Annotated in this window: 14 protein-coding genes; 11 read left to right on the forward strand and 3 right to left on the reverse strand. The window is 72.6% G+C overall.

Features of this window, described 5'->3' with window-relative positions:
- Window positions 1-216 precede the first annotated feature (216 nt).
- From mmsA to ACI79Y_RS14145, 7 genes are all read left to right on the forward strand, one after another.
- Window positions 217-1755 carry a multiple monosaccharide ABC transporter ATP-binding protein gene (gene mmsA / locus ACI79Y_RS14115; RefSeq protein ID WP_457159083.1) on the forward strand — a complete coding sequence of 513 codons (1539 nt, stop codon included), beginning with the start codon at window positions 217-219 and terminating at the stop codon, window positions 1753-1755.
- Complete coding sequence (gene mmsB / locus ACI79Y_RS14120; protein WP_457159084.1) at window positions 1752-3005, forward strand: multiple monosaccharide ABC transporter permease; 1254 nt, start codon at window positions 1752-1754, stop codon at window positions 3003-3005. The genes mmsA and mmsB overlap by 4 nt, the downstream gene beginning before the upstream one ends.
- A 95-nt stretch (window positions 3006-3100) precedes the next feature.
- Complete coding sequence (locus ACI79Y_RS14125; protein WP_457159085.1) at window positions 3101-4045, forward strand: LacI family DNA-binding transcriptional regulator; 945 nt, start codon at window positions 3101-3103, stop codon at window positions 4043-4045.
- Between the two features lie 168 nt (window positions 4046-4213).
- The gene (locus ACI79Y_RS14130; RefSeq protein WP_457159086.1) at window positions 4214-5878 is read left to right on the forward strand and encodes a xylulokinase; all 1665 of its coding nucleotides are present in this window, start codon (window positions 4214-4216) and stop codon (window positions 5876-5878) included.
- On the forward strand, window positions 5875-6567 hold the full coding sequence (locus ACI79Y_RS14135) for an L-ribulose-5-phosphate 4-epimerase (protein WP_457159087.1): 693 nt from the start codon (window positions 5875-5877) through the stop codon (window positions 6565-6567). Before ACI79Y_RS14130 ends, ACI79Y_RS14135 begins: the two co-directional genes overlap by 4 nt.
- A gap of 29 nt (window positions 6568-6596) precedes the next feature.
- Entirely contained in the window at window positions 6597-8099 is a 1503-nt protein-coding gene (gene araA, locus ACI79Y_RS14140) for an L-arabinose isomerase (RefSeq protein WP_457159088.1), read from the forward strand.
- A gap of 501 nt (window positions 8100-8600) precedes the next feature.
- Window positions 8601-9158: a recombinase family protein gene (locus ACI79Y_RS14145; protein ID WP_457159137.1), complete on the forward strand. Its 558-nt coding sequence runs from the start codon at window positions 8601-8603 to the stop codon at window positions 9156-9158.
- 149 nt (window positions 9159-9307) lie between these two features.
- Here the strand turns inward: ACI79Y_RS14145 and ACI79Y_RS14150 are convergent, their stop codons facing one another.
- Window positions 9308-9499 (reverse strand): ribbon-helix-helix protein, CopG family, encoded by a 192-nt coding sequence (locus ACI79Y_RS14150; protein ID WP_457159089.1) that lies wholly within the window; start codon window positions 9497-9499, stop codon window positions 9308-9310.
- 902 nt (window positions 9500-10401) lie between these two features.
- Window positions 10402-11613: a cytochrome P450 gene (locus ACI79Y_RS14155; RefSeq protein WP_457159090.1), complete on the reverse strand. Its 1212-nt coding sequence runs from the start codon at window positions 11611-11613 to the stop codon at window positions 10402-10404.
- A gap of 50 nt (window positions 11614-11663) precedes the next feature.
- Between ACI79Y_RS14155 and ACI79Y_RS14160 the strand changes: the two genes are divergently transcribed.
- Together ACI79Y_RS14160 and ACI79Y_RS14165 are read left to right on the forward strand one after the other, a co-directional pair.
- The gene (locus ACI79Y_RS14160; RefSeq protein ID WP_457159091.1) at window positions 11664-12599 is read left to right on the forward strand and encodes a DUF5926 family protein; all 936 of its coding nucleotides are present in this window, start codon (window positions 11664-11666) and stop codon (window positions 12597-12599) included.
- Between the two features lie 85 nt (window positions 12600-12684).
- A complete protein-coding gene (locus ACI79Y_RS14165) occupies window positions 12685-13662 on the forward strand; it encodes a cytochrome c oxidase assembly protein (RefSeq protein WP_457159092.1) in 978 nt (325 codons plus the stop codon).
- A gap of 42 nt (window positions 13663-13704) precedes the next feature.
- Here the strand turns inward: ACI79Y_RS14165 and ACI79Y_RS14170 are convergent, their stop codons facing one another.
- The gene (locus tag ACI79Y_RS14170) at window positions 13705-14259 is read right to left on the reverse strand and encodes a sigma-70 family RNA polymerase sigma factor (RefSeq protein WP_457159093.1); all 555 of its coding nucleotides are present in this window, start codon (window positions 14257-14259) and stop codon (window positions 13705-13707) included.
- Between the two features lie 39 nt (window positions 14260-14298).
- Here ACI79Y_RS14170 and ACI79Y_RS14175 point away from each other — a divergent pair, with 39 nt between their 5' ends.
- Both ACI79Y_RS14175 and ACI79Y_RS14180 read left to right on the forward strand, forming a co-directional pair.
- Entirely contained in the window at window positions 14299-15030 is a 732-nt protein-coding gene (locus ACI79Y_RS14175) for a zf-HC2 domain-containing protein (protein ID WP_457159094.1), read from the forward strand.
- A 119-nt stretch (window positions 15031-15149) separates the two neighbouring features.
- The gene (locus tag ACI79Y_RS14180; RefSeq protein WP_457159095.1) at window positions 15150-16433 is read left to right on the forward strand and encodes an APC family permease; all 1284 of its coding nucleotides are present in this window, start codon (window positions 15150-15152) and stop codon (window positions 16431-16433) included.
- Window positions 16434-16437: the final 4 nt, after the last annotated feature.

The following is a 16437-nucleotide window of genomic DNA, read 5'->3' on the forward strand; positions in this document are numbered from 1 at the left end:
CCCCCCCCCCCCCCCCCCCCCCCCCCCCCCCCCCCCCCCCCCCCCCCCCCCCCCCCCCCCCCCCCCCCCCCCCCCCCCCCCCCCCCCCCCCCCCCGGCCCCACCCCCTGCCGGCCGCCGATCCCGGCGGCGGTGGGGGTGCCCAACCGAAGCAGCACCCCCGGGCGAGTCCCGCTCGGGGCATCCACCCGTGGGAACAACGAGGACGACGGAGTCCATGGACGACAACATCCTGGAGATGCGCTCCATCACCAAGACCTTCCCTGGCGTCAAGGCCCTGGCGGACGTCTCCCTGGCCGTCCGCCGCGGCGAGGTGCACGCGATCTGCGGGGAGAACGGCGCCGGCAAGTCGACGCTGATGAAGGTTCTCTCCGGCGTCTACCCGGCCGGGACCTACGACGGCGAGATCGTGTTCGACGGCGAGGTCTGCCGGTTCTCCGGCATCCGCGACAGCGAGCAGGTGGGCATCGTGATCATCCACCAGGAGCTCGCCCTGGTCCCCTACCTGTCGATCGCCGAGAACATCTTCCTGGGCAACGAACGCCGGGGCCGCGCCGGGATCATCGACTGGAACAAGGCGCACGCCGAGGCCGCCCGTCTGCTGGACCAGGTGGGGCTGCGCGAGAACCCGACGACCCCGGTCGGTCAGCTCGGGGTCGGCAAGCAGCAACTGGTGGAGATCGCCAAGGCGCTCTCCAAGGACGTCAAGCTGCTGATCCTGGACGAGCCGACCGCCGCGCTCAACGACACCGACTCCGCGCACCTGCTCGGGCTGCTCCGCACGCTGCAGGAGCGCGGGATCACCTCGATCATGATCTCGCACAAGCTGAACGAGATCGCCGCGATCGCCCAGAGCACGACGATCATCCGGGACGGCCGCACCGTCGAGACCCTGGACATGGCGGACCCCTCGGTCACCACCGACCGGATCATCCGCGGCATGGTCGGGCGGGACCTGGAGTCCTACTACCCGGAGCGCGAATCGCACCCGGGCGAGGAGGTCTTCCGGGTCGAGGACTGGAGCGTCAAGCACCCGGTCCAGGACCGGCTGGTGGTCGACCACGCGTCGCTGAACGTGCGCGCCGGCGAGGTCGTCGGCATCGCCGGGTTGATGGGCGCCGGTCGCACCGAGCTGGCGATGAGCATCTTCGGCCGGTCCTACGGCCGCGACATCACCGGCCGGCTGTTCATGCACGGCCGCGAGGTCAAGGCCCGCACCGTCGCGGAGGCGATCGAGAACGGCATCGCCTACGCCACCGAGGACCGCAAACGCTACGGCCTGAACCTCATCGAGGACATCCGCCGCAACGTCTCGGCCGCTGCTCTCGGCAAGCTGTCCCGCCGTGGCTGGGTGAACGGCAACGAGGAGACCAAGGTCGCCGAGGAGAGTCGGCGCAGCATGAACATCAAGGCGCCGAGCGTGTCCTCGATCGTGGGGAAGCTGTCCGGCGGGAACCAGCAGAAGGTCGTGCTGTCCAAGTGGCTGTTCACCGACCCGGAGGTGCTGATCCTCGACGAGCCCACCCGCGGCATCGACGTCGGCGCCAAGTACGAGATCTACACGATCATCAACCGACTGGTGGCGGCCGGGAAGGCCGTCATCGTCATCTCGTCCGAGCTGCCCGAGCTGCTCGGCATCTGCGACCGCGTCTACACGCTGTCCGCGGGCCGGATCACCGGTGAGCTGCCGGTGCGTGAGGCCACCCAGGAGAGCCTGATGGCCCTCATGACCAAGGAGAGGGAGCTCGCAGCATGACCAGGACCGTTCCCCAGGAAGAGGAGCTGACCCCTGCGCCGGGGGCCGCTGCACCCGGCGGGCTGCTGGACGACGGCTCGAACGACCTCCGGTCGCTGATCACCCGGAACCTCCGGCAGAGCGGCATCTACATCGCCTTCGTGGCGATCGTCGCGCTCTTCGCGATCCTGACCGACGGCACCCTGCTCAGCGCCGGGAACATCACCAACCTCGTCCTGCAGTACTCCTACATCCTCGTGCTGGCCATCGGCATGGTCATCGTGATCATCGCCGGGCACATCGACCTGTCGGTCGGCTCGGTGGTGGCGCTCACCGGCGCCGTCTCGGCGGTGCTGGTCATCCAGCAGGGCCTGCCCTGGTGGGCCGGTGCGCTCGCGGGCATCGCGGTGGGGCTGCTCGTCGGCGCCTGGCACGGCTTCTGGGTGGCCTACGTCGGCATCCCCGCTTTCATCGTGACCCTCGCCGGCATGCTGCTGTTCCGCGGGCTGACGCTCGAGGTGCTGGACAACGTCTCGCTCTCGCCGTTCCCCGCGGAGTACCGCGAGGTCGCCAGCGGCTTCATCAACGGGTGGCTCGGTGGCTACGGCTACGACGCCTTCACCCTGCTCATCGGCGCGATCGCGGTGGCCGGCTACGCGGTCAGCGCCTGGCGCAGCCGCGCCGCCCGGATCCGCTACGGGCAGCCGGCGGACTCCATCGCCATGCTGGTCGCCAAGATCGTGCTGGTCGGCGTCGTCGTCATGGCCTTCGCCTGGCAGCTCGCACACGCCCGGGGCCTGCCGATCGTGCTGATCATCCTCGGGGTGCTGGCGATCATCTACGGGCTGGTCACCAAGCGGACGGTCTTCGGACGCCAGGTGTACGCGATCGGCGGCAACCTGTCGGCGGCGACGCTGTCCGGCGTCAAGGTGAAGGCCGTCAACTTCTGGATCTTCGTCAACATGGGCTTCCTGGCCGGCGTCGCGGGGGTCATCTTCTCCTCGCGGGCCAACGGCGCCCAGCCTGGCGCGGGTGAGATGTTCGAGCTGGACGCCATCGCTGCGGCCTTCATCGGCGGTGCGGCGGTCACCGGTGGGGTCGGCACCGTGGTCGGTGCCATGGTGGGTGGCCTGATCATGGCGGTCATGAGCAACGGCATGTCGCTCCTGGGCGTCGACCAGTCGCTCCAGTCGGTGGTCAAGGGCCTGGTGCTGTTGCTGGCGGTGGCCTTCGACGTCTACAACAAGCGGCGGGCGGGCTCCTCGCGCTGACGTCAGCGGGGTCACCGGTACGGGGGGCGGCATCGGGGCCTCCCCCACGGGAAGGGGAGACGGTGCTGACGCAAGGGCCGGCACGAGCGCGGGCGATGTCCGACGTGGCAGCGCACGCGGGGGTCTCCCACCAGACGGTGTCCCGGGTGGTCAACGGCCACCCCAACGTCGCACCGGCCACCAGGGCGCGGGTGCTGCAGGCGATCGCGGAGCTGGGCTACCGGCCCAACACCGCAGCCCGCGCCCTGGTCACCGGGTCGACCCGCACGCTGGGCCTGGAGAAGGCCGCGCGTGCGGCGGGGTACTCGCTCGGCGTCGCCATCCTGGACGAGGACAGCGAGGCGGCGATGCGCGAGGCGGTCGACCGCTTCGTGGCCCAGTCGGTCGACGCCGTCGTCGCGCTGTCCACCTACGGCCAGGCGGTCGACGCGCTCCGGCGGTTCGAGTCGCCGGTGCCGCTGATCGCGGTGCAGGTGGGCCGGGACGAGAGCCGGCCCACCGTCTGGGTCGACCAGCAGGTCGGGGCGGCGCTGGCCACCCGGCACCTGCTCTCGCTGGGGCACCGCACGGTGCACCACGTGACGGGCCCGGGTGACTCCCTGGAGGCGCGCGGGCGGGTGATCGGCTGGCAGGCGGAGCTGGAGGAGGTGGGCGCCCCGGTGCCGGACCTGCTGCACGGCAACTGGCTGGCGTCCTCCGGGCACGCCGCCGGGCTGGAGCTGGCCCGGCGGGCCCGCGCCGGTGAGGACGTGACCGCCGTCTTCGTGGCCAACGACCAGATGGCGCTCGGGCTGCTCCAGGCCCTGCACCGGGCGGGGCTGTCGGTGCCCGCCGACGTGAGCGTCGTCGGCTTCGACGACATCCCGGAGGCGGCGTACTTCACCCCGCCGCTGACGACGGTGCGCCAGGACTTCGCCGAGCTGGGCCGGCGGGGGGTGCAGCTGGTGCTCTCCCGGCTGCGGGGTGAGCAGAGCGAGTCCCAGCCGGTGCTGCCGGCCCTCGTCGTCCGGGAGACGACCGGCCCCGCCCCCGTCCGCTGAGCGCCAGCTCGCGGTCCACCGCCGCGCCCCCGGGGAGCGAGGGCGGCTTGACCGGGCCCTTGTTAACGCTAACAATCCACTCACGTTCCGCGACCCACGGTCGACCGGATCACCGGCACCAGATCCCGGGACCAGGCCTGTCACCGATGGGCGGAAGGGACTCCTGACATGACGATCGACGCTGTCGCAGCGATCACCTCGGGCCGCACGGCGCTGGGCATCGAGCTCGGCTCGACCCGGATCAAGGCGGTGCTGATCGGCCCCGACCACGCGCCGCTCGCCGTCGGGGCCTCCGACTGGGAGAACCAGCTGGTCGACGGCCTGTGGACCTACTCGCTGGACGCCGTCTGGGCCGGCGTCCAGCAGAGCTTCTCGGCCCTCGCCGACGACGTGCGGCAGCGCCACGGGGTGGAGCTCGCCGGAGTCGGTGCCCTCGGGGTGTCGGCGATGATGCACGGCTACCTCCCGTTCGACGTCGAGGGCCGGCTCCTCACCCCCTTCCGCACCTGGCGGAACACCCACACCGGCCGGGCGACCGAGCGGCTCAGCGCGGAGTTCGGGGTCAACATCCCGCACCGGTGGAGCGTCGCGCACCTCTACCAGGCCGTCCTGGACGGCGAGGACCACCTCGGCCGGCTGGACCACCTGACGACCCTCGCCGGGTACGTGCACTGGCAGCTCACCGGCGAGCAGGTGCTCGGCATCGGGGACGCCAGCGGCATGTTCCCGATCGACCCCGCCACCGGTGGCTACGACGCCGCCATGCTGGCCCGGTTCGACCAGCTGGCCGCCGAGGCCGGGGTGGAGCTCACCCTCGCCGAGCTGCTGCCGGCCATCGCCGTCGCCGGGCAGCCGGCCGGCACGCTCACCGCAGCGGGCGCGGAGCTGCTCGACCCGACCGGGGGGCTGCGCCCCGGCGTCCAGCTCTGCCCGCCCGAGGGCGACGCGGGCACGGGCATGGTCGCCACCAACTCGGTGGCGCCGCGCACCGGCAACGTCTCCGCCGGGACGTCCATCTTCGCGATGGTCGTGCTCGAGGGTGAGCTCGCCGGGGTGCACCGCGAGCTGGACCTGGTCACCACGCCGGCCGGCGACCCGGTGGCGATGGTGCACTGCAACAACGGGGCCAGCGAGCTGGACGCCTGGGCCGGTCTGTTCACCGAGTTCGCCCGGGCGCTGGGCTCCCCGGCCGACCCGTCGGAGGTCTTCGCGACCCTGTTCACGGCTGCGCTGGACGGGGCCGCCGACTGCGGCGGGATGCTCGCCTACAACTACCTCTCCGGCGAGCCGATCACCGACCTCGAGGAGGGCCGCCCGCTCTTCCTGCGGTCCCCGGACAGCCGGCTCGACCTCGGCACCTTCATGCGCACGCACCTGTTCTCCTCCCTGGCCACGCTGCGCATCGGCATGGACGTGCTGCAGAAGGCCGAGGGCGTGCGGCTGGACCGGATGTTCGCCCACGGCGGCATGTTCAAGACCGCAGGCGTGGCCCAGCGGTTCCTGGCCGCCGCGATCGACACGCCGGTCTCCGTCGGCGACGTCGCCGCGGAGGGGGGTGCCTGGGGCATCGCCGTCCTGGCCGCCTTCGCCACCGGGCGGGCGCCGGAGCAGAGCCTGCCCGACTACCTGGACACCGCGGTCTTCGCCGGCACGAGCCTGGTGACCGCCGAGCCCGACCCGGCCGACGTCGCGGGCTTCGACGCCTTCATGCAGCGGTACGTCGCCGGGCTCCCGGTCGAGCGCGCCGCCGTCCAGCACGTGGCCACCGGCTCCCAGCCGACCGAGCCGTCCGACACCACCTCCGCACCCCTGACCGAGGAGCAGCCGGCATGACCGCCACCGCCGACCCGCAGGCCCGCACCGAGCGGGGCACCCACCGCGCGCAGCGCGAGCACGTCGCCCACCTGCACTCGTACCTCACCCGCTACGAGCTGGTCACCTGGACCTCCGGGAACGTCTCCGAGCGCGTGCCCGGCGAGGACCTGTTCGTCATCAAGGGCAGCGGCGTCGAGTACGACGAGCTGACCTGGGAGGGCATCACCGTCTGCGACCTCGACGGCAACGCCGTCGACGGCGTCCGGGCGCCCTCCAGCGACACGGCCGCGCACGCCTACGTCTACCGGAACATGCCCGAGGTCAACGGCCAGGTGCACACGCACAGCACCTATGCCGCGGCCTGGGCGGCCCGGCACGAGGAGATCCCCTGCGTGCTCACCGCGATGGCCGACGAGTTCGGCGGTCCGATCCCGGTCGGGCCGTTCGCGCTGATCGGCGACGACTCCATCGGCCAGGGCATCGTCGCGACGCTGCAGGGGCACCGCTCGCCGGCGGTGCTGATGAAGAACCACGGCGTCTTCACCATCGGCCCCTCGGCGAAGGCGGCGGTGAAGGCGGCGGTCATGACCGAGGACGTCGCCCGCACCGTGCACCTCTCCCGTCAGCTGGGGGAGCCCGTCCCGATCGCGCAGGCGGACATCGACTCGCTGTACGCGCGCTACCAGAACGTCTACGGCCAGCGCTGACGCGCCGGCCCCGAGGTAAGGACCTGTACGTGGCATTCGAGGACAACGAGGTCTGGTTCCTCACCGGCAGCCAGGGGCTGTACGGCGAGGAGACCCTGCAGCAGGTGGCCGAGCAGTCCCAGCGGGTGGCGGCCGCCCTCGACGGGTCGTCCGACGTCCCGGTCCGGGTGGTCTGGAAGCCGGTGCTCACCGACGCCGGCGCCATCCGCCGGCTGATGGGCGAGGCCAACGAGACGCCGTCCTGCATCGGTGTCATCACCTGGATGCACACCTTCTCCCCGGCGAAGATGTGGATCTCCGGGCTGGACGCGCTGCGCAAGCCGCTGCTGCACCTGCACACCCAGGCCGACGCCGCCCTGCCGTGGGCGACGATCGACATGGACTTCATGAACCTCAACCAGGCCGCCCACGGCGACCGGGAGTACGGGTTCATGCTCACCCGGCTGCGCACGCCGCGGACCACGGTCGCCGGCCACGTCAGCAACCCGCGGGTCGCCCGGCGGGTGGGCTCCTGGGTGCGGGCCGCCGCCGGTGCGGCCGAGGCCCGCGGGCTGAAGCTCGCCCGGTTCGGCGACAACATGCGGGACGTCGCGGTGACCGAGGGTGACAAGGTCGAGGCGGAGATCCGCTTCGGCATGTCGGTGAACACCTGGGGCGTCAACGACCTGGTGGCCGCGGTGGAGCGGGTGGCCGAGCCGGCCGTCGACGCGGTGATCGCCGAGTACGCCGACCTGTACGAGATGGACGCCGACCTGCGCCCCGGCGGCGACCGGCACCACAGCGTCCGCTACCAGGCCCGGATCGAGGTGGCGCTGCGCCAGTTCCTGACCGAGGGCGGTTTCGGCGCGTTCACCACCAACTTCGAGGACCTCGGCGGGCTGCGCCAGCTGCCCGGCCTCGCCGTCCAGCGGCTGATGGCCGACGGGTACGGGTTCGGCGGTGAGGGCGACTGGAAGACCTCCGCCCTGCTGCGGGTGCTCAAGGTCGCCGGCGCCGGGCTGCCCGGTGGCACCTCCTTCATGGAGGACTACACCTACGACCTGGCCGCGGACCGGCCGACGATCCTCGGCGCCCACATGCTCGAGGTGTGCCCGACGATCGCCGGGGAGAAGCCGCGCCTGGAGGTGCACCCGCTCGGGATCGGCGGCCGCGAGGACCCGGCCCGGCTGGTGTTCACCGCCGCGCCCGGCGCCGGGGTCACGATCGGCTGGTCGGACCTGGGCGACCGGTTCCGCTGGGTGGCCAACGAGATCGACGTCGTCGAGCCCGCCGAGGCGCTGCCCAACCTGCCCGTCGCCCGGGCCGTCTGGGCGCCGCGGCCGGACTTCGAGACGGCGACCGAGGGCTGGCTCACCGCCGGCGGCCCGCACCACACGGTGCTCACCACCCAGCTCGGCGCCGACGAGCTGACCGACCTGGCGGAGGTGTTCGGCACCGAGCTGGTGCTCATCGACGCCGACACCACCCGCCGCAGCTTGGCCAAGGAGCTGCGCTGGAGCGCGGCCTACCACCGCCTCGCGCAGCGCCTCTGAACTCCGGTCACCCGCGGCGACACCCCCCGAGCCGCTGCGGGTGACCGGATCCCACCTCGACGCCCCGGCCCGGACCCCTGGCCGGGGCGTCGTCGTGTGAGCGGTGCGAGACCGGAGGGGCGCTCGTCGATCAGCAGGGCCGGGTGTGGACGGGCTGACGTGGACCGTCACAACGCAGGGCCGGCAGAAGTGCACCTGGCGGAGCTGACTGTAGCGCACCGACTAAGTAAAATGATGCGTCTTCTTAAGGCAAAGAACAGAGCGCATCTTGTCGCCGTGGTGCTCACCCACGTACGATCATCGCCCACTGATCGAGGGATCTCGTGAGAACTTCCAAGAACCGTCTCGTCCGCGTATCGGTCTACCTGTTCGCCGGTCTGGTAGCCGCCTCATATTCGATGCTTGCCGAGTCACCGAGGCTTTGGGTAATGATTCTTCTTGCTGGCGTCGTGACTATCATCGGATGCTCTGCGGTGTCGTGGTGGGAATCTCGAAAACTGGATCAGGAATAGCCACTCCTGGACCAGAACCCCCGCCTCCCAGGCGGCCGAGCTGCGTGCCGCCTTCGCGGTGCGCGTGTTCGTCGACCACGGCGAGTCGAGCCGCGTCGCCGACCGGCCGCAGTGGCTCGCGTGCCTGGACTACCTGCGCGACGGTGACACCCTCGTCGTGCGCCGGCTCGATCGGATCGCCGGCAGCGAGACGATGGCCATCCAGACCATCAACGAGCTGCCCGAGCGAGGCGTCAACATCAAGAGCCTCACCGAACCCGACATCGACACCACCACCCTCATGGGCCGCGCACTGTTCGGCATCGTTGCGGTGTTCGCCCAGCTCCGCGTGGACACGATCCGGGACAACACCCGCCGCGGCCTCGAGCACGCCAGGGCCGAGGGACGAGTCGGCGGGCGCCCGGCGGTCATGACGCCCGAACGGGTGGAGCAGGCGCTGCAGATGCGCGCCGAGAACCACAGCATCGTGCACATCGCGAAGGTGCTCGGCGTCGGTAAGTCCTCAGTCTCACGAGCCCTCGACAAGGCCGCTCAGCTCGCGTCCTAGACGGTCTGTCCCAGGCAGACCCTCTAGACGCAGCGTCGCGTCATTGCGGGCGAACTGGCCGATCTGAGTTTTCCTGCCCGCGACCGTGTGCGGAGGGAACGCAAGAAGGGGCGCCTGCTAAGCAGGCGCCCCTTTGGGAGATTGGTGGACTACATGAGGACGAGCCCTCTGCCGGCACCCTTGGGGCCGACGGTCTGAACTCGGTTGCCAGCATCAAGTTCGTCGTCAACGAACTTGTAGACCGAGATCGCACGGCGAACCGCCTCCGTGTAAGAGATGCCTGAATCGCTCGCGATCTTCTTGAGCGCATCGGCGGTCTCTTGGTTTAGGTTCACGTTCATCTCCGGGTAGAAGTACCCCGCCCACAGCTCCCCGCTCAGAGGCCATCAGCCGGCGAGGGACGCCACCTTGCGACGACGCTCCGCGGCGGAGTCCGCACGGCGCAGGTACTCGTCGCGGTCGAGATCAGCACCAATACCAAGGCGACAGCCGCATCTGCGGAAACGCCTGCGGGAAAGCTGGTCCGCCTGGCGACCTCGAAAGTGTCTCGCAACCGACGGTGACGACACTCAATCTAGCCGACAGGGCGTCCCGGGCCCTGGCGTAGATCAGTCAACCGCCTGCCGGCACGGCTCGCCGGTGTCGGCCCGAAAATGGTCGGGTTTCGGGCCGTCCATTAACGGGCGTTATCGGTCAGCGCAAACTCGACTATCTGCCCGTGTGGCTGTCGTGTCTTCGCTGACACTCCGCGGTGATGCCTGCAGGCCTACCAGGGGGTGGGTCAGCGCGTAGGCGGGGCGGGCAACCGCTTCATGCGGAGCACCAGGATCACAGCCACGCCGAAGCCCGAGGCGGCGCCGCCGACCAGGGCCTGCGTGAGGGTGGACCAGTCCGTGAGCACGACAACGAGCAGTGCGACAGCAACGGCCCAGCCGAGGCCGAGAGCTGCCGTGACGACTGTCCAAGTGGCTCGCTTATTCACGCCGTCAGGATGGCCGCTGTGCCGACTCCTTGAGGTGAGTGTGGCTGTATGGCTCCCTGAAGGAGTGAGCCGACGTCTGCCACTATCGCGACTCCTTGCGGAGGAGTGTTCCGACTCGCCGCAGAGGCTTGCCGATAACAAGTCGTTATGTCGAGTGGTGTCTGCGGGTGCTGCAATCGGCGGTTGAGGTACCGCGGCACTGGCCCGCGACCCTGAGCGACCGCGGTGGGACACTTGGAGCGTGCGACGGCGGTCCGGCGCTCAACGGGCGGTGAGCACCACGGGCAGGTCGGCCAGCCCGCGCATCACGAACTCCGGCCGGCGCTGCGGCCGCGCGCCCAGCTCCAGTGACGACGTCCGGGACAGCAGCGCACCGAAGGAGGCCTGCAGCTCGACCCGGGCCAGCGGCGCGCCGATGCAGAAGTGCACCCCGGCGCCGAAGGAGATGTGCGGGTTGTCGGTGCGCCCGACGTCGAGGGCGTCCGGTTCGGCGAAGACGGCGGGGTCGCGGTTGGCGCTGCCCAGCAGGGCGGCGATCTTCTGCCCCTCGGCGACGGTGACCCCGCCGATCTCCACGTCGGTGGTGGCGGTGCGCTCGAACAGCTGCAGTGGCGAGTCGAAGCGCATGAGCTCCTCGATCGCGGTGGGCAGCAGCGCCGGGTCCTCGCGCAGTCGCTGCAGCTGGTCGGGGTGCTCCAGCAGGGCGAGCAGGCCGTTGCCGCTGACGTTCACCGTCGCCTCGTGGCCGGCGTTGAGCAGCAGGATGCAGGTGGTGACCAGCTCGTCCTCGGTCAGCCGGTCGCCCTCGGAGTCGCGCACGGTGACCAGGTGGGTGAGCAGGTCCTCGCCCGGGGCGCGGCGGCGCTCGGCGGCCAGCTCGCGCAGGTAGGCGACGAACTCGGCGGCGGCCCGCTCGGCGTCGTCCTCGATGGCCGTCGTCCGGCCGTACTCGTACATCTTCACGATCGCGTTGGACCACGGCCGCAGCAGCGGCCGGTCGGCGGTCGGGACGCCGAGCAGCTCGGCGATCACCGCGACCGGCAGCTCCTCGCTCATCCCGGACAGGACGTCGACCGGTGCCGACCCGGCCGACCGCTCGACCAGCTCGTCGACCAGGGAGTCGGCCAGCTCCTGCACCCACGGGCGCAGCCGCTCGACGTGCCCGCGGGCGAACGCGGCGCTGATCAGCCGGCGCAGCCGGGTGTGCTCCGGCGGCTCCATCTCCAGGATCGCGTTGCGGTGGATCAGGTTGAACTGGTCGAACCGCTCGGCGGGCGCCTTGTCGCGCCAGATCCGGCCCAGCCGCCGGTCGCGCAGCACCGCGTTGGACTCGGCGTGGGTGAAGGCCAGCCACATGCCGAGGCCCGCGTCCCACTGCACCGGCGCCACGGCCCGCGCTCGCGCGAAGGTGGGGTACGGGTCGGCGACCACGGCCGGGTCGGCCAGGTCCAGGGGAGCAGCAGCCAGCGTCACTGGAGTGACTCTAGCGAGTTGTCGTCGGGGGAGTCTCCTACCCTCGCAGCATGGCCCGTTCCGCATCCCGCAGCCGTTCCGCCGCCCCGGCCGCCGACGGCGAGATCAACCCGAAGGCCCCGTGCCCGTGCGGCTCCGGCCGGCGGTACAAGCACTGCCACGGCTCCGGCTACGCGGCGCCGGTGCGCCGTCCCTTCGAGGGCCTGACGGGCGAGGCCGACTGGGTCGCGCTGCGCGAGCTGGTGCCGGCCGCCACCGCGGAGCTGCGCACCACCGACGGCCGGGAGGTGACGCTGGCCAGCGTGCTGCCCGGTGGCACGCCCGCGCTGGTGCGCGCCAACGGCGAGATCCTGCTCGGCGTCCAGCTGCCGACCTCCTCCGACGACGTCAGCCGCGACCTGGGGACGGCGCTGGCCGCCGCGCTGGAGGCCCCGGCGGGCGCACCAGTCGACCCGGGCCCGATCGGCGCCGCCGGGTCCGCCGGACCGCGGCTGCAGGAGCTGCTGGACACCAGCGCGCCGATGGAGGTCACCGTCCACGACGACTTCGGCTTCTGGCTCGAGGGCGCCGAGCCGAACCCGGCCGCCCAGGCCGGCCTGCAGCAGGCCAACGAGATGGTCATGCCGACCGTCCGGCTCGAGGGCCTGGAGGCCGCGTACTGGTGCCGTCCCTCGGTCGACCGGGCGCACGTGCGCTGGGCGCGGACCGAGGCCGAGGAGCCGCTGCTGGACGCCCTGGCCCGGCTGGCGGCCGCCGGCGAGCTGACGCTGGGGGAGGACACCCGGTACGCCGGCGCCTTCCGCGCTCTCGGCCTCGTCGTCCCGGTGTGGGACGTGCCCGCCGACGTCCCCGGTGCCGACTGGGCGGCCCCGGCGGCCGAGCTGCAGACCCGGCTGGAGGCGGCGCTCGCCGTCGACACCCCGCTGACCGCGGACGAGCGGCGGGCCCGCGCCGGGCTGCTGTCCCGCCAGGTCACCCTGCGCTGATGCCGGGTGCCGCCGCGGCCACGGGCCGCGGCGGCACACGGGGGCCTACCGTGGTGCCCGCACGGCACGGCTGAGGAGGGCGATCGTGGACCACGAGCACGGCGGGATGCACCTGCCGGAGCTGCCGCCGACCACCGGCCGGGTGCTGGCGCTGGATCTGGGCGGGGCCTCCCCGGTGGCCTGGGTGGCGGTCCTGCTCGCCGTGGTCTACGGCGTCGGGCTGTGGCGGCTGCACGCCCGCGGCGTCCGGTGGTCGCCGCTGCGCACCGCCTCCTGGTTCGCCGGCTGCGCCACCACCTTCTACGTCTGCGCCAGCGGGCTGCAGACCTACGGCATGGGGCTGTTCAGCCTGCACATGGTCCAGCACATGGTGCTGACCATGATCAGCCCGCTGCTGCTGCTCGGTGGGGCACCGGTCACCCTCGCGCTGCGGGCCCTGCCGGCGTCCCCCGGCACCGCCGGGATGCCCCGGCGGCTGGTGCTCTCGGCGCTGCACAGCAGGCTGGGCCGCGCGGTGTCGCACCCGCTGTTCACCGTGCCGCTGTTCATCGCCAGCCTCTACGGCGTCTACTTCACGCCGATCTTCGACGACCTGATGTCGACGGTGCCCGGGCACACCTTCATGCTGCTGCACTTCCTGGTCACCGGGCTGCTGTTCTTCGGCCCGATCCTGGCCATCGACCCGTGGCCGCGCCGCTCCGGCCACGGCGGCCGGATGCTGGAGCTGCTGCTGCCCGCGCCGTTCCACGCCTTCTTCGGCGTGATCGTGATGATGAGCAGCGGCCTGCTGCTGACCAGCTACGCGAACCCGCCGGAGTCCTGGGGCGTCGACCCGCTCTACGACCAGGGCGCGGCCGGCGGCATCGCCTGGTCCTTCGGGGAGTTCCCGACCGTGCTGGTGCTCGCCGTCGTGTTCTTCCAGTGGACCCGGTCGGAGGAGCGGGCCAACCGCGCCGCCGACCGGGCCCGGGAGCGGGCCATCGCCCGGGGTGAGAGCGGCGACGACCCGGAGCTGGTCGCCTACAACGAACGCCTGCGCCGGCTCGCCGCCCAGAACCCCTGACCCCTCACCCCGCCGCAATGGCCATTTCGGCGGGGTGAGGGGTCAGGAGGGGCGGCGGGTGCGGGGGTGGTCGGCGGCGACCAGCGCGTCGACCAGGTCGGCGCGGGCCCGGGCGACCCGGGAGCGGATGGTGCCCACCGGGCAGCCGACGACCTCCGCGGCCTCGGCGTAGGGGAGCCCGATCAGCTGGGTGAGGACGAACGCCTCCCGCCGCTCGGGGTCGAGCCGGTCGAGCACGTCCTGCGCGGCGACCGTGCCGCCCACCTCGTCGGCGGGGGCGTCGCGCACCAGGTCGCCCAGGTCGGCGTCGTCCTCGATCAGCACCAGCCGGCGGCGCTTCCTCGAGCGCAGGTGGTCGGCGCAGACCCGGCGGGCGATCGACAGCAGCCAGGTGCGCACGCTCGAGCGGCCCTCGAACCGGGCCAGCGCCGGCAGCGCCCGCAGGTAGGTCTCCTGGGTGAGGTCCTCGGCGACCTGCCGGTCGGCCAGGTGGGCGCACAGCCGCCACACCTCGGCCTGCGTCTCGCGCACGAACGCCGCCTGCGCGGCGCCGTCGCCCGCTGCCGCCCGGGCCGCGAGCCGTTCCAGCTGCTCCACGACCACCCTCCGGGAACCCTGCGACTGCCGGCGACGACTATGCCAGTCGTGCGGTGCGTTCCCTTTCGTGAGGCGATCTCGGCGGGTCTGGACGGCGAGGACCCGGGTATGCCCCAGCGCTGGGTCGACGAGCACCTGGCCGGCTGTGCGGCCTGCCGTGGCTGGGCGGAGGCGGCCGCGGAGGTGACCCGCCGGGCCCGGCTCGCGCCGGCCTCCTCGGTGCCCGACGTGACCGCGGCAGTGCTCGGCCGGCTGCCGGCGGCCCGGGTGCGGCGGAGCTGGGTGGACGCCGCGCTGCGGCTGGCCCTGCTCGCGGTGGGCGCCGGTCAGCTCGCGGTGAGCCTGCCGGCGTTCCTCGGTGCGGGGTCGAGCGCACCGGTGCACCTGGCGCACGAGACCGGCGCCTGGAACCTGGGGCTGGCCGCCTGTTTCCTGGTGGTCGCCGCCCGCCCCCGGCTGGCCGCGGGTGCGCTGCCGTTCCTGCTGTCCTTCACCGCGGTGCTCGGCTGGGTCACCCTCGCCGACCTCGGCGCCGGGCACGTGCACCCCGGCCGGGCCGGGGCCCACCTGCTGCTGCTCGGCGGCGCCGTCCTGGTCAGCGCCCTGGCGCTGCGCGCCCGCACCCCGGGCCGCGGGCCGGTGGGCGCCGTCCGCGAGTGGGCCGGCCGGCTCACCTCCCGTGCCGGTGCCGAGGGGGCGGGGACGACGGTGCGCCGCGCCGCCGTCCGTTCCCTGCCGGTCGACCCGGTGGCCGAGCAGCGCGCCGCCTGACGTCGGGCCGCATGATCACCTCGGGCTGAGCGGGGCCATCCGCGCCCGGTGGCCCCGCTGGACCCGAGGTGATCATGCGACACCCGGCGTTCACCTGGTCTCCCTACGCTTCCAGGGCCATGAGCACCCCCAGGGACTCCTCGCCGGGGACCGGCGCCCTCGCCCGCCGGCTGGGCACCGGCGACGCCGTCGTCATCGGCCTGGGCTCGATGATCGGGGCGGGGGTCTTCGCCGCGTTCGCCCCGGCCGCGCAGGCCGCCGGCGCCGGGCTGCTGATCGGCCTGCTGCTCGCCGCGTTGGTCGCCTACGCCAACGCGACCGCCTCGGCGCAGCTCGCCGCGCAGTACCCGGCCTCCGGTGGCACCTACGTGTACGGCCGGGAGCGGCTGGGGCCCTGGTGGGGGTTCCTCGCCGGCTGGGGGTTCGTCATCGGCAAGACGGCGAGCTGCGCGGCGATGGCGCTGACCTTCGCCGCCTACGCGGCGCCCGACGGATGGCAGCGCCCGGTGGCGGTGGCCGCCGTCGCCGCGCTGGCCGCGGTCAACTACCGCGGCGTCACCCGCACCGCCCGGCTGACCCGGGTGATCGTCACCGTGGTGCTCACCGCGCTGACCGTCGTCGTGCTGGCCAGCCTGGTCGGCGGCTCACCGACGTGGTCGCAGGTCAGCCCCTGGGACGGCGTCAGCGGCGGCTGGTACGGCGTGCTGCAGTCGGCCGGGCTGCTGTTCTTCGCCTTCGCCGGCTACGCGCGGATCGCGACGATGGGCGAGGAGGTGCGTGATCCCGCGCGGACCATCCCGCGGGCGATCCAGCTGGCCCTGGGTCTGACGGTCGCCGTCTACGCGGTCGTGGCGGTCACCCTGCTGGCGGTGCTCGGCCCGGACGGGACGGCGGGGACGGCGGCACCGTTGGCGGCCGCCGTCGACGCGGGCAGCTGGTCGGCGGCGGCGCCGGTGGTCCGGATCGGGGGCGCGGCCGCGGCGCTCGGTGCGCTGCTCGCGCTGATCGCCGGCGTCGGCCGCACCAGCCTGGCGATGGCCCGGGAACGGGACCTCCCCGGCTGGCTGGCCGCGGTGCACCCCCGCCACCAGGTGCCGCACCGGGTGGAGGTGGCGCTGGCCGTCGTCGTCTGCCTGCTGGTGCTCACCGTCGACCTGCGCGGCGCGATCGGCTTCTCCTCCTTCGGCGTGCTGCTCTACTACCTGGTCGCCAACGCCTCGGCGTTCACCCAGGACCGCTCGCACCGCCGGTTCCCCCGCGCACTGCAGGTGTTCGGCGCGGTGGGCTGCGTCGTCCTCGTGGTCACCCTGCCGCCGAGCGCCATCGCGGTCGGTGTCGCGGTGCTGGCGGTCGGCGCAGCGGCCCGACTGGTGCGCGTCTCCCGGGGACGACGCGCCGCATGATCCA

Source organism: Modestobacter sp. SYSU DS0875 (genome assembly GCF_054050915.1).

Coding starts and splice junctions, on each gene's coding strand:
- mmsB (WP_457159084.1), top strand. CDS start 1,752: ATGACCAGGACCGTTCCCCAGGAAGAGGAGCTGACCCCTGCGCCGGGG.
- mmsA (WP_457159083.1), top strand. CDS start 217: ATGGACGACAACATCCTGGAGATGCGCTCCATCACCAAGACCTTCCCT.
- ACI79Y_RS14130 (WP_457159086.1), top strand. CDS start 4,214: ATGACGATCGACGCTGTCGCAGCGATCACCTCGGGCCGCACGGCGCTG.
- ACI79Y_RS14175 (WP_457159094.1), top strand. CDS start 14,299: ATGCCAGTCGTGCGGTGCGTTCCCTTTCGTGAGGCGATCTCGGCGGGT.
- ACI79Y_RS14180 (WP_457159095.1), top strand. CDS start 15,150: ATGAGCACCCCCAGGGACTCCTCGCCGGGGACCGGCGCCCTCGCCCGC.
- ACI79Y_RS14160 (WP_457159091.1), top strand. CDS start 11,664: ATGGCCCGTTCCGCATCCCGCAGCCGTTCCGCCGCCCCGGCCGCCGAC.
- ACI79Y_RS14135 (WP_457159087.1), top strand. CDS start 5,875: ATGACCGCCACCGCCGACCCGCAGGCCCGCACCGAGCGGGGCACCCAC.
- ACI79Y_RS14150 (WP_457159089.1), bottom strand. CDS start 9,499: ATGAACGTGAACCTAAACCAAGAGACCGCCGATGCGCTCAAGAAGATC.
- ACI79Y_RS14125 (WP_457159085.1), top strand. CDS start 3,101: ATGTCCGACGTGGCAGCGCACGCGGGGGTCTCCCACCAGACGGTGTCC.